Source organism: Schaalia odontolytica, assembly GCF_024584435.1.
Classification (GTDB): domain Bacteria; phylum Actinomycetota; class Actinomycetes; order Actinomycetales; family Actinomycetaceae; genus Pauljensenia.
In genome coordinates, this window is sequence record NZ_CP102197.1 from 2,244,552 (window position 1) to 2,258,111 (window position 13,560).

At 70.7% G+C, this 13,560-nt stretch carries 6 protein-coding genes and 1 pseudogene; 5 read left to right on the forward strand and 2 right to left on the reverse strand.

What is annotated here, in order from left to right; genetic code table 11:
* The 4 genes from folP to NQK35_RS09945 all read left to right on the forward strand — a co-directional run bounded on the left by folP (position 1) and on the right by NQK35_RS09945 (position 4,577).
* Positions 1-870 carry a dihydropteroate synthase gene (gene folP, locus NQK35_RS09930; RefSeq protein WP_257114075.1) on the forward strand — a complete coding sequence of 290 codons (870 nt, stop codon included), beginning with the start codon at positions 1-3 and terminating at the stop codon, positions 868-870.
* The gene (gene folK / locus NQK35_RS09935) at positions 863-3,079 is read left to right on the forward strand and encodes a 2-amino-4-hydroxy-6-hydroxymethyldihydropteridine diphosphokinase (protein WP_257114076.1); all 2,217 of its coding nucleotides are present in this window, start codon (positions 863-865) and stop codon (positions 3,077-3,079) included. Before folP ends, folK begins: the two co-directional genes overlap by 8 nt.
* A 12-nt stretch (positions 3,080-3,091) precedes the next feature.
* Complete coding sequence (locus tag NQK35_RS09940) at positions 3,092-3,568, forward strand: DUF3180 domain-containing protein (RefSeq protein WP_009212515.1); 477 nt, start codon at positions 3,092-3,094, stop codon at positions 3,566-3,568.
* Positions 3,569-3,665: 97 nt separating this feature from the next.
* Positions 3,666-4,577, forward strand: a complete 912-nt coding sequence (locus NQK35_RS09945; protein WP_257114077.1) for a hypothetical protein — start codon at positions 3,666-3,668, stop codon at positions 4,575-4,577.
* Between the two features lie 81 nt (positions 4,578-4,658).
* Here NQK35_RS09945 and disA read toward each other — a convergent pair.
* Both disA and radA read right to left on the reverse strand, forming a co-directional pair.
* Positions 4,659-5,731 (reverse strand): annotated as a pseudogene (gene disA, locus NQK35_RS09950) (DNA integrity scanning diadenylate cyclase DisA).
* 36 nt (positions 5,732-5,767) lie between these two features.
* On the reverse strand, positions 5,768-7,153 hold the full coding sequence (radA, locus tag NQK35_RS09955) for a DNA repair protein RadA (protein WP_257114078.1): 1,386 nt from the start codon (positions 7,151-7,153) through the stop codon (positions 5,768-5,770).
* 362 nt (positions 7,154-7,515) lie between these two features.
* On the opposite strand from radA, the gene NQK35_RS09960 reads away from it, so the two are divergent.
* Positions 7,516-13,560 carry an Ig-like domain-containing protein gene (locus NQK35_RS09960; protein ID WP_257114079.1) on the forward strand — a complete coding sequence of 2,015 codons (6,045 nt, stop codon included), beginning with the start codon at positions 7,516-7,518 and terminating at the stop codon, positions 13,558-13,560.

The following is a 13,560-nucleotide window of genomic DNA, read 5'->3' on the forward strand; positions in this document are numbered from 1 at the left end:
ATGTCCGCGCTGCCCCTGCCCGATCCTCCGGCAACGCCCGCGGTCGCTCCTGCGGCGCCGACGTTGCCCCACGGCCTGGCCGTGCCTTCTTCTCGGGCGCTGATCATGGGGATCCTCAACGTGACCCCGGATTCGTTTTCGGACGGGGGACGCTACGCGGACCCTCGTGCCGCGCTCGCTCACGCCCGCGTGATGCTCGGCGCCGGCGCCGATCTGATCGACGTGGGCGGGGAGTCGACGAGGCCGCACTCCACGCGCATCTCGGCGCAGGAGGAGTGGGCGCGCATCGGCGCGATCGTCAAGGCCCTGGCTCGGGAGGGAGTGGTCGTGTCGGTGGACACGTTGCACGCCTCGACGGCTCTGCGGGCCGCGGAGGCGGGGGCCGCGATCATCAACGATGTCAGCGGCGGGCGATGGGATCCGCGGATGAATCGTGCGGTCGCCGAGAGCGGGTGCGCGTATGTGATTCAGCACTACCGCGCGTTGCCGGGAATGCCGGGGGAGTCCTTCGACTACGGGCCGGACCTGGTGGGGACCCTGATCGAACGGCTCAATTCCCAGGTCACAGACGCAATTGATGCTGGTGTGACACCTGATAAAATTGTTGTTGACCCGGGTCTGGGCTTCTCGCTGACGGTCGAACAGTGCTGGCAGATACTGTCCGAACTACCGCGTTTCCTCTCCGGTGGGTACCCTGTACTTATCGGAGCGTCGCGTAAGCGATTCGTCAAGGCCCTCGGAGGCGACGTCGACACCGACAGCGCTTCCATTGCCGCCTACTGCGTCCGCCAGGGTGCGTGGGCCGTGCGGGTCCACGACGTAGCAGGCACCGCGGCGGCCATCGCCCGAAAGGAGAACGACGTTGAGTAGCAGACGCGTCATCATCGCCCTGAAAGGACTGGGGGCGCTGGCCAACCACGGTGTGTACGACTTCGAGCGCACGCAGCGCCAGCGCTTTTGTGCCGACGTCGTCATGTGGGTCGAAACCGCGGGTGCCAACGACGACATCGCGGCGACGGTCTCCTACGCCGACATCGCCGACGAGACGATGGCCGTGCTCACCGGAAGCCCCGTCGACCTCATCGAGACCCTGGCCGAGGACATCGCCTCGCGCGTCATGAGCCACGACGGCGTCGTCGGCACCGAGGTCACCGTCCACAAGCCGGACGCGCCGATCGACCAGCCCTTCGCCGACGTGTCCGTCACCGTGCGCTCCGGTGCGACCGACGCGCTGCCGCTGTCGCTGACCCTCAAGGGAATCTACGAGGCCGAGGACGGCTCCGTCCTGACCGGAGAGATCGAAGCCTACGGCCGCGCCCAGGCACCCAGCCCGGCCGAGCAGGGACAGGGCGAACCCTCCCCCTCGCGGCGCTCCGGCGCGACGGCACCTGGCGCGCGGGAGGCCTCCATGCCCGAGCACCTGCGTTCGCGCAAGGTCGTCCTGGCGATCGGCGGAAACCTCGGGGATGTGCCCGTCACGCTCATGCACACGGTCGAGGCCCTGTCCTACATGGAGGGCTTCCAGATCGACGACGTGTCGCCGATCATGCGCACCAAGCCCGTCCTCGCCCCCGGGCAGGCGCCCCAGCCCGACTACTGGAATGCCGTCGTCATCGGCTCCGCCATCGCCACTCCCGACGAGCTTTTCGCCCAGACGAGCCGCATCGAACGCGAGCTGGGCCGCGAGCGCCACGAGCGCTGGGGGGCGCGCACCGTCGACATCGACATCATTCAGGTCGAGGGCCTGGCCTCCTCCGATCCCGTCCTGAGCCTGCCGCACCCGCGCGCGAAGGAGCGGGCCTTCGTCCTGGCGCCCTGGCTCCTGTGCGATCCCGACGCCGTCCTTGAGGGCTTTGGACGGGTCGCGGATCTCCTCGCGCTGACCCCCGACCGCGAGGGCATCATCGACGCCGTTGACGACTGGCTCGAAGACCCGGCGGCCGTCATGGCCGACTCCGATCAGCTCCTGGCAGAGCGCGCCGAGCAGGCCAGCGCCGACATGCGTGAGCTCATCGAGACGCTCACGGGAGAGATCAGCCAGGTCGACCCCCGCCTCGCCGCCCCGGAGTCTCACTCCCCGGCCTCCCGTACCCCCGCGACGCCGACGACGCCCGACGAGGAGACGGCACCCGAGCCCGACGAGCCCGAGGAGCGCGCCGGCGCCTCGGGGGGCGCCGAGGCCGCCCCGGCCGACGCCCACGGGTCAGACGCCAGCCAGCCGCGCGAACGCGAGCGCCGCGGCGATCCCCGCAGCGTTGACCCCGCCACGTGGAACAACCTCTGGTCCCGGTGGGCGGCAACCGAGGTCGGCGAGGAGATCGCCAACGCCATGGGCATCGAGCGGCCCCCGGCCCCCGAGGCGGTTCCCGGCGCCGACGAGCCCGAGGATCTCCTCGAGGAGGACATCCCCCCGGTCGCGCAGCCCGAGACTCCCGCGCAGCTCGCCGCCCGCGCGGCCCGACAGGCGCGGCCAGCGGCTGTGCCACCCCCCCGGCCCGACGCCCCGCAGGGCGAGGGTCAGCGCCCGGGCGGCGTGCAGGCGCAGGACGAGCGTGGCGTGGCCGAGCAGGCGCCAGATGACCCGAGTTCCGCGTCGCAGGCGCAGGCCGCGTCCGGCCAGGATGCCTCGCCCCGTCGCGCCCCCCGGACCTCGGCGCGCCCCTCCTGGCATCCCATCTCCTCCGTGCCCGCCGACTCCCCGGCCGGGCGGATGACCCGCAAGATCGGGACTGGGACGTACAAGCCGCGCAACGAGGACAGGCCCCACTGGGTGCCGGTCTTCGACGCCAAGCGCGACGACCCCCACTCCGACATCGCGCTTCCGGACTGGAACTTCCCCGTCGGCTCCGCTCACGACGTGCGGGTGGTCGACGACCGCTCCGGCCTCGCCCGCGAGGAGGAACCCCCCAAGCCCACGGTCCATGCCGACGGGCGCTCCACGATCCTCGCCCCCGGGCTGCCCGACAACACCCCGGTCGGTCCCATCCCCGAGGACGAGGCCACACAGACCGGCATCCTGCGCAGGGTCGTCGTTCGCCCCACGATGACCGGCGCGATCCCGGTCGTCAAGAGGCGATAGAGGGAAGCGGACGTGAAACCCCTGTCGATCGCCTGGGTTGGACTGGTCGGCGTCGTGAGTGCCGCGCTGAGTTTCTTAGGGTTCCTCGCGCACATGCGCGTCGGCAACACGCCCCTGATCGTCACGCCCGGCCCGGCGGTGCTCTTCGCGCTCGCCACGGCGCTCCTCATCTGGTCCGGCCTGGCCGTGCGGCGCCTGCGGGCCGACAAGGAGACGTGGATCAATGCCCTGGGTGCCATGCCGGTGGCGGTCTTCGCTCGCGCGAGCGCCCTGGTCGGCAGCGCCCTCACCGGGATCCTCGCCGGAGTCATGGCCGTTTCCCTCCTACAGGTGAGTGCTCCCGCGATGGCGTCGAACGCGATCGCGGCGGGCCTGAGTGCCCTCGTCGGCCTGGTGTGGGTGATCGTCGCGATCGTCGTCGAGCGATGGTGCGTCATCAACCCCGACGACGAGGGGGGCTCCTCGAACACGCCCAGCGCGGCCGCCTGAGGGCACCGGGAGGCGGTTCGCCCGCGTGCGGCGGGCAAAATCGGACGCCCCCGAGCGTGAGGCGCGCGTCGGGGTCCTCGCCCGGTATCGTGGATGCGTGGCTGATCAGCGTAAGAACTCCCCCAAGCGGCCCTCCCGGCGCCCCGCGTCGACGAGCGCCCACGGTCGCGTCGGCGACCGCGCGTCCCGAGCCTCCTCGGGCGCGCGCCCCGCGTCTGCGCGCCCGAGCGGGGAGCGAGGACGAGGCCGGGCCGGGGCACGTGCGGCGAACGCGGCGTCGGCCTCCCGTGGCGGCGGGCCGCCCGTGAACCTGTGGCCCAGGCGCATCATCACCGGGCTCGGGCTCCTCCTCATCATCGCCCTCCTCCTGTGGGGCATCTCCTCCGTCGTGCGAGCCATCGCCTCCTCCGTGTCCGGGGGGCAGGCCGCCCAGTCCGACTCTCAGTCGGCCCAGTCCGGCGCGGTCGAGGCCTCGGAGTACGCTTTGTCGGGAGGCCAGGTGGCCACGGCGGACGGGCTCCTCACAGACGGAACAACCATCGACATTCCGGCCTGCCCCGAGCGCGACATCGCCGCGAGTGCGACGGCGGAATCGATCAGGTCCGGGTCGGCTCTCCCCGTCGCGCTGACCCTGGGCAACCGCGGGAACGTCGCCTGCTCAACCTCCCTGACGCGCTTGTCCCTGCGCGTGACGACGGGAGACCAGACGGTCTACAACTCCGCGAGCTGCGCCGACTCCCAGCAGGTCTCCACGGCCCTGCTGCTTCGTCCGACGGCGTCGTGGACCGGGTCGCTCACCTGGGACGGCCGGGTGTACGCGGACGGCTGCACGGCGCCGACGGGTGGGGCGAGCCCCGCCCCCGCGGGCACCTACAGGGTCGCGCTCGTGATGGACGGGCGCGAGGTCGGTTCTACCGTGGTGGATGTCGCGCCTGCCCCCACTCCCGCCCCCACCCCCCAATCCGGCGCTCAGTCGGGGTCGCAGTCGGGGGCCCAATCGGGCCGCTGATCGGGGAAGGCGGGCATCGCGGGCGGGCGCACCCGCGGCCGAAGGCGGCGAGGAGAGCCGCCGCCCTGTCTCCCGAGCGGGCTACCAGCCGACGATGCCGGTTGCGACCGCCCGCGCCTGGTGTGGGCCAGGTTCTCGGTGATGACCTTCGCCCGGTAGGGGCCGATCCCCTCGATGCGTTCCAGGTCCGCCACCGAGGCCGCGCGCAGCTCGGGCAGGGACGTGAAGCGCGAGGACACCTCCTTGATGGCGTTCCACGACAGGTGAGGCACCAGCGACAGGGCGCGCACGCCGCGGGGCGTGATCTCGCGGTCGAGGTCCGCGACCTCGTACACGTCCAGGCCGAGGATGTTCGCGATGGCGGTCAGGTCCACGATCCGCTCCGATCCCATGGACGAGAGCTCGGCCTCGACGCGGGCGACGTCGCCGGGGTCGCGGATGTAGTCGCGCATGACGAGTGCGCGCTCGGAGGCGGATCCGCGCACCAGGTCTTCGACCTGCAGGGCCAGAAGGCGGCCCTCGGACCCCAGTTCCTCCAGGCACTCGGTGATCTCCGAGGTGATGCGCCGGATCATCTCCATGCGCTGCATGACGGTGGCGACGTCGCGCACGGTCGCGCTGTCGCGCATCTCCAGGATCGTCAGGGTCTGCAGCACCTCGTCCAGGCGCTGGCTGTAGCGATCCAGCGTGTCCACGGCCAGGTTGGCGCGCGACAGGAGCGCCTCGGGCTCCTCCACGAGGCGGTGCTCGGTCCCCACGTAGATGGAGATCATGCGCATGGAGGCGGACAGGGACAGGACGGGAAGGTGGGTCTGCCGAGCGGTGCGCTGGGCGGTGCGGTGGCGCATGCCCGACTCGTCGGTGGGGATCGTGGGGTCGGGGAAGAGCTGCACGTTCGCCTTGCGGATGCGCCACAGGTCGGGGTCGATGATGACCGCGCCGTCCATCTTGCACAGCTCGCGCAGGCGGGCGGCCGTGAACGCCACGTCCAGGTCGAAGCCTCCCGAACAGATGGCCTGCACCTCGGGCGTGTATCCCAGGACGATGAGCGCACCGGTGTGGGAGCGCTGGATCCGTTCCAGTCCCTCGCGCAGGGGCGTTCCCGGCGCGACTGTGCGCAGTGCTTCACGAAGGATCGCTGCGTCGGACGTCAATGTGGTTCCCTCCCAAATGAGTAGGCTTGCTACCTATTATTGCGAGTCCGTGGGGAAAGCGGCGCGAATCGCCGTGGCCAAATCAGAGACAGTGAACACGGTGATGCCGCACGCGTCGGTCAGGTCCTCGCTGCCCTGGGCGGGGACGATCGCGCAGGAGAAGCCCAGGCGCGCCGCCTCGGCGAGCCGCCGCTGCGTGCCCGTGCAGGCGCGCACCTCCCCCGTCAGCGAGATCTCTCCGACCGCAACCAGGTCCGGGCGAGGGGGAACCCCCTTGAGCGAGGACACGATGGAGATGGCCATCGCCAGGTCGATGGCGGGTTCGACGGTGCGCGAACCCCCGACCGTGGACACGTACACGTCCGCCCCCGAGGCGTCGGCGCCGATCCTGGCCTGAAGGACCGCGAGGATCATCGCGACCCGCGCGTGGTCCACGCCCGAGGTGGTGCGCCGGGGGGACCCGCCGGAGGAGGGGGCAACCAGGGACTGGATCTCGGTGGGCAGGGGCCTGCGCCCCTCCAGGGACACCGTCGCGCAGGTGCCGGGAACCCCGCGAGCGGTGCGCGAGAGGAAGAGCCCCGATGGGTCGGCCAGCCCGTAGATGCCGGAGTCCGTCAGCTCGAAGCAGCCGACCTCGTCGGTGGGACCGTAGCGGTTCTTCACCGCGCGCGCCAGCCGCAGGCGCGAGTGGCGATCCCCCTCGAATTGGCACACGACGTCGACGAGGTGTTCCAAGACTCGCGGGCCTGCGATCCCCCCGTCCTTGGTGACGTGGCCGACGAGGATGGTCGGAAGGTCGGACTCCTTGGCGACACGGATCAGGGAGGCGGCAACGGCGCGCACCTGGGCGACGCCCCCCGCCCCGCCCTCCACCTGAGCCGAGGAGATTGTCTGCACCGAGTCGACGATCAGCAGGGAGGGGGCCGACTGGCGGACGTGGCCGAGGACGACTCCCAGCTCCGTCTCGTCCGCGATCAAGAGGTTTGGCTCGAGGGCCCCGATGCGCTCCGCGCGTCCGCGCACCTGCGCCGCCGACTCCTCTCCCGTGACGTACAGGACCGGCCCGAGGCCGCCCGATCGGGCGGTGCGCGCGGCCTTGGCCGCGACGTCCAGCAGCAGCGTGGACTTGCCCACCCCGGGCTCCCCGGCCAGCAGGATCACGGCCCCCGGGACGATGCCCCCGCCGAGGACGCGGTCGAGCTCGCCCACGCCCGTCGAACGCAGGGACGCGCGCTCCCCGTCGACCTCGCCAATGGGCAGGGCGGGACGCCGTGGCGTCGTCGCGGACGCCCGGGGGCCGCCGGAGGCCTCGCCGGCCTCATCGACGCTTCCCCACGCCCCGCATTCGCGGCACTGGCCCACCCACTTGGGTGAGACCCACCCGCACTCGCTGCAGCGGAACGTGATCTTCTCTTTCGCCATGCCCCCACCGTAACCCGGGGCGCCCTCACCTGCGGCCGGGGGGAGCGCCGGGAGCGAGGCCGCGCCCACCTGGGATGGGAACGCGACGGCGCGCCGAGCCTCGGTGGCCTCGCCGCGCTGGAGAGCGGACCCGGCCCCACGGAGAGTCAAATGCGCGACTGTGGTCAGGTTCTCGCAAGTGCCCCGGCGTGCGCCCCACCGCCGAAAAAACGGCTCGGTGCCGCCCACGTGGGCACGGTCTTCTTGTCCTTCCCCGGGTTTATCCATAGGGTTGGTCGGTGTGTATCCTTGGGGTGAGCGCGTACTCGCCCGGGGGTACCGATACGCCCGGACACGACGCACATCGAGACTGAGGAATCGACATGAAGAAGGCGCGTCAATCGCGAAACACCTGGACGAAGCGGATCCCTGCCATCGCCGTTCTCGTGGTGTCGGCGATGCTGTGCGTGCTCGCTGTCGTCTACCGCGGCGTCGAGGTCACCCAGGTGAGCGTCGACGACGGGGGCATCTGGGTGACGAACCAGGACCGCAAGCTCGTGGGCCACCTCAACTACGACTCCCTCATGCTGGACGGCACCGTCGCCGTCAAATCCGCGTCCTTCGACATCGGCCAGGCCGGAGGGGACGTGACGCTCGGAGAGGCCGTGACGCGCACGGTCTCCCCCGTGCGGCCGACCTCCTTCTCCATCGGGCAGGCGGTGACGCTGCCCGAGAAAGCGATCCAGGTCCAGGGAGGACCCGTCCTGGCGGTGCTCGACCCCAACGAGGGGCTCCTGTGGGCTGGCAAGGCCGACGAACCCGCGTCGATGTCCTTCACGCGCGAGGACGCCGCAGCCAAGGACCTCAGCGACGCCGTCGTGACCGTGTCCCGCTCGGGCAAGATCTTCGCCTACTCTCCCGATTCCTCCACGCTGGTGACGATGGAACAGGAGGGCCAGACGTGGCGCTCCAAGACCACCACGATCAAGGGATTCCAGGGGCCGGGTCCCCTCTCGATCACCGCGGTCGGCGATAAGCCCGTCATCTACGACCAGGGAGGCAACAGCCTCGTCACTCCCGACGGGAAGGTGCGAGACCTGGGCGAGGACCACATCACCGGAGCGGTCCTGCAGGCCCCCGGGGACGAGGCCTCGGGCGTTCTCCTGGCCACCGGCGACGAACTCGTGACCGTGCCCCTGAGCGGGCAGGGAGTGACGCGCCAGCCGGCCTCGGACCAGGGGCTCACGGGCACGCCCGCCCCGCCGGTCTTCCACCGCGGCTGCGCCTACGGCGCGTGGGCCGGCTCGGGCGCGTTCGTTCGCGCCTGCACGGACGCGTCTCGCAACCAGGCCCAGACGGTGCCGACCCTCGCCGAGGCCGCCTCCGCGGTCTTCCGCACGAACCGCACGCGCATCGTCCTCAACGACGTCTCGACGGGCACGCTGTGGCTCCCCGACAAGAACATGGTCGTGGTCAACAACTGGGATCAGATCCCCACCGAGGAGCAGGAAGAAGAGGACACGCCCACCCCCGACCAGCGCGAGCAGGTCTCGGAGCCGGAGCACAACGACAAGAACACGCCGCCCGAGGCCGTGGATGACGAGTTCGGCATCCGCCCAGGCCGCTCCACGATGCTGCCCGTTTTGGACAACGACTCCGACGACGACGGCGACGTTCTCACGGCGCGGGCCGTGTCCGAACCCGAGTTCGGCACGATCGCGCGCACCAGGGGAGGGCGCGCCCTGCAGATCACGGACGTGCCGGAGACCATGACCGCGGGTTCCACGTCCTTCACCTACGAGGCCTCGGACGGCCTCGCGGGCGCCACGGCGAACGTGAAGGTGACGATCCACCCGTGGAGCCAGAACGAGGGACCCCGGCAGATGAAGCACCCTGTCATCAAGGTGGGGGCGAACGCCCAGGTCGAATACAACCTCCTGTCGGACTGGATCGACCCCGACGGCGACCAGTTCTTCCTCAAGGAGGTCAGCGCGCCCGACGGCATGTCGGCTCAGTTCTCCGAGGACGGCACCGTCCAGATCCGCGACCTGGGGTCGGGCGTCGGGGTGAAGTCCGTGAGCGTCACCCTCTCCGACGGGCGCGCCGAGACGGTGGGCGACCTGCAGGTGAGCGTGCAGGAGGCTGGCAACGTGCCTCCCGTGGCGCGGGCGGACTTCTACGTCGCGCGGGTGGGCGAGCCCCTCATCCTCGACCCCGTCTCGAACGACACCGACCCCAACGGCGACCCCCTGTCCCTCGTCGCGGCGGGCGCCCCGCCGGTCGGCACCTCCGTGTCCGCGGACCTGGCGCGCGGGACGCTGACCTTCACCGGGTCCGTGCCCGGATCCTTCCAGTTCACCTACACGGTCTCGGACGGGCCCTCCACGACGGTGGGCGTGATCCGCGTGGACGTCGTCGCCGATGACACGAACGCCCTGCCGATCGCGGAGGACGACCTGTCGGTGCTTCCCAGCGGCGGCGCCTCCCTCGTCGCCCCGCTCGCCAACGACACGGATCCGTCGGGCGGCGTCCTGGTCGTGCAGTCGATCGACGTGCCCGCCAAGTCCGGCCTTGAGGTGACCCTGATCGAGCGTCACCTGCTGAGGGTCACCGCCCCCGGTGGTCTGACCGACGTCACCTCCTTCACGTACACGGTGTCTAACGGTTCCGGTTCGGCCACCGCGCAGGTCAGCGTCATCCCAACCGAGGCGCAGAGCGAGGAGCAGCCTCCCCAGGCGGCGCCCGATTCGGCGAAGGTGCGCGCCGACGACATCGGTTCGGTGAGCGTCCTGGCCAACGACCGCTCGCCGATCGGCCTGTCGCTGAGCCTCGACCCCGACGTGGAGGTCCTGGCCGGGTCGGAGCTGGGCCGAGTCTTTGTCACCGGGAACCAGGTGCGCCTGGCCGCGGGCTCGGAGCCGGGCGTCGTGCGGGTGAGCTACACGGTCGTCGACTCGGCGGGCAACCGCGCGACCACGACCGTCACCTTCGAGATCGTGGCCGCAAGCGCCGCGAACAGCGCTCCCGTGCCCAAGCCGCTGAGCGCCTGGGCCGTCCAGGGGCAGATGAGCCGCATCCCGGTGCCCCTGACGGGCATCGACCCGGACGGCGACTCCGTTGCCCTCGTCGGCATCGATCAGCCACCGGCGAAGGGAAGCGTCGTCCTGGGCACCGAGTGGCTGGAATACACGCCGAGCGACGACGCGACCGGCACGGATACCTTCTCCTACATCGTCGAGGACCGCCTCGGCGTCCAGGGGCGCGCCCGAGTGCGCGTGGGCATCGCTCCGCCCGGATCCGAGAACCACAATCCGACGGCCGTCCCGGACTCGGTGACGGTGCGCCCGGGGCGCGAGGTGCGCGTCAACGTGCTGGCCAACGACCTGGACGCGGACGGCGACGCGCTGTCCGTGGAGACCGACCCGGCCACCGTGACGGTGTCCAACCCGGCGGCAGCCGTGTCCGTGGCCGAGGAAGCGGTCACCGTCAAGGCCCCCGACTCCAACGGAGTCTTCGTCGTCGCCTTCCAGATTCAGGACGGACGCGGGGGACGCGCCCAGGGGCAGCTGACCGTGACGGTGGACGCCGAGGCGCCGCTGCGCGCTCCGATCGCCCGCGACGACGTGGTATCGGTGGCCGACCTGCCCTCCGACTCCAAGCCCGTGAGCGTGGCCGTGCTGGCCAACGACGAGGATCCCGACGGCACGATCGACGCGCTCAGCGTGTCCTCCGACGCCTCGAGCGTGAGCGTGTCCGGGCAGAACCTGTCCATCACCCCCGATGCCCGCCGACGCCTCGTCGTCTACACGGCGACCGACCCCGACGGCCTGAGCGCGAGTGCCGTCGTCACCGTTCCGGGCACGGACCTTTTGGCCCCGCGCCTGGATACCGCGCGCGTCCCGGTGGCGATGCGAGCCGGGTCCACGCTGACCCTGGACATCGGCGACTATGTCCTCGTGCGCGACCGCTCGCGTTCCCCGGTCATCACCGACGCCGGTTCCGTCGCCTCCAGCGGCGGCCTGAATTCGGTGACCCTGCAGGATGCAACCCACCTGGTGCTCAGCGCCCCAGAGGATGCCTCGGGCCGGGCCTCGGTGTCCTTCACGGTGCGCGACGGCGGGGCGGACGACGCCTCCGCGCTCTCGGCCACCCTCACGATCCCGATCACGATTCAGCCGGCCCGTAACCTGCCGCCGCGCCTGACGCCCACCCCGATCGTCATCGGCCAGGGCGAGTCGGTGACCGTGGACCTGACCCAGATGGTCGACGACCCCGACGACCAGGCGAAGAGCTCCTTCGACTACCGCGTGACGAAGGTGCCCGGAGGCGTGGACGTGTCGCTCGACGGGCACGCCATGACGGTGTCGGGCAAGAAGGACCAGCCCAAGGGGCCGGTCGGCGCGATCACGGTCAGCGTGGATGACGGGTCCGGCGCGGTCAGCGCCGACATCCCGGTGACGATCGTGAAGTCCTCGAAGCCGCTGGTGACCACCACGGACGCGCGCGTCAAGATCAACGCCGGGCAAACCGCGGAAGTGAACCTGGCGGAGTACACGACCAACCCCTTCCCGGAGCCGCTCGTGGTCCTGGACGCCTCCGTGCACGTGGGGCAGGGAACCGCCTCGGGCAACGGAAACACGCTGCTGGTCACGCCCAAGGCGGGCTTCCACGGCGACATGATCGTCGTCTACCGCGTCATGGACGCCACGAACGACCCCGATCGCGTCGTCCAGGGGCGCGTCATCGTCAAGGTCCTGGATCGCCCCGATCCCCCCGAGAATGTCGTGGCCACGGCCTACGGTCCGGGCACCGCGTTCATCACCTTCGAGGCGAGTGCCCCCAACGGCGGCACGATCTCCGGCTACACGGTCACCGACCTGAACTCCGGTGAGACCTTCAAGACGCACAACCCCGGCGTGCAGGTCACGGGACTGTCGAATGGGGAGTACCACAGGTTCACCGTCGTCGCGCACAACGAGGCGGGCACATCCGACCCCTCGGCGCCATCGGCCCAGGTGCTGATCGACGTGGCGCCCGAGCAGATGGCGGCACCCACCGTAACGGGGGCCGACTCGGCCCTGGACATCACCTGGAGCGCCCCGAAGAACAACGGGTCTCCGATCAAGAGCTACACGATCAACGTCGCGGGTAACACGAGTGGAAAGACCTACACCTACACGGCGGGCCCAGGGGAGACCCACAAGCGGCTCGACGGCCTGCGCAACGGCGAGATGTACACGGTGAGCATTCAGGCGCACAACGGCGCCGAAACCCCCTCGGTCCCGTCCCCCGGCGCGGCGAACTATCCGCACGGCGCGCCGGACGTGGCTCAAGCAGTGTCCGCCTCGGCGACGAACGTGGATCCGCACAACTCCTCCCGCGCGGTCGTCACTGTGAGTTGGCAAGTTGGCGCGTCGGGTGGCAGGGGCTGGGGCCCGACCACCGTGACGGTGGGGAATACTACCGTCCAAGCGCCGGCCGGGGCAACGCAGGTGGATGTTCCCAACGTGGAACCGGGCGCAAACCTCCCGGTGACGGTGACCCTCAGCAACTCCGACCGGGACACCTCGGCACCGGCGTACGCGTCGACGAGTGTCGCCACGACCCCCGCCCCGATCGCGCCACCGCGGCTGTCGGGCACCGGCGGGGGAATGGAGCTGCGCGTGGATGGCCTGGCGGTCGTCCCGGGCAACGGCTTCGACGCGGGGAGCCTGACGCTGCGCTACGCGTGGAGCGAGGACACGTGCGCGGGCGGCCAACCGATCACGAACGGTACGTCGATTCGGGTCGACAGCTGGCAGACGCACACCGTGTACTTCTGCCAGACCGGACTCGGCGTGGGAGGCAGGCCGGCCGTGTCGAGCGTCGTCTCGGCCAGCGCCGCCCCCACGGGCAAGCCCTCGCAGGTCGGTGTGTCGATCACCAACGTCGGAACGAACAGCGCCACGGTCCGCTGGGATTCGGTGCCCGCCAACCCCGGTGTCAGCCAGATCCGAGTGAGCCTGGGCTCGCAGACGCAGGTCGTCTCGGGCGGGGCGACGGAGGCAACCTTCTCCGGCCTCGCCCAGGGCGGCTACTACGAGGCGACGGTCACGGCCGTCAACTCGGCGGGTGAGACCACCATGCCAAAGCACCCGTCGGTCGTCACGAAGCTGGACGTCGCGGCGACGTGGGTGGCCGCCTGCCAGGGCGGAGAGAAACACTTTGGCGGCGGTGACTGCCACACCTTCTCGCTGAGCGCGCCCGGATGGACGGGCTCCTCCGTGACGCACGTCTGCACGGTCCGCTCCGACAGCGATAACGCCACCGAGGAGGTCACCGTCAACGGTCCCGGTCCGATCCCGTCCCGGGTCGCGACGAAGGCGGGCTCGGAGGCGGCCTTCAACGCCGGCAACTACATCGTCGGCGAGTGCCGACCCAAGGGGTGA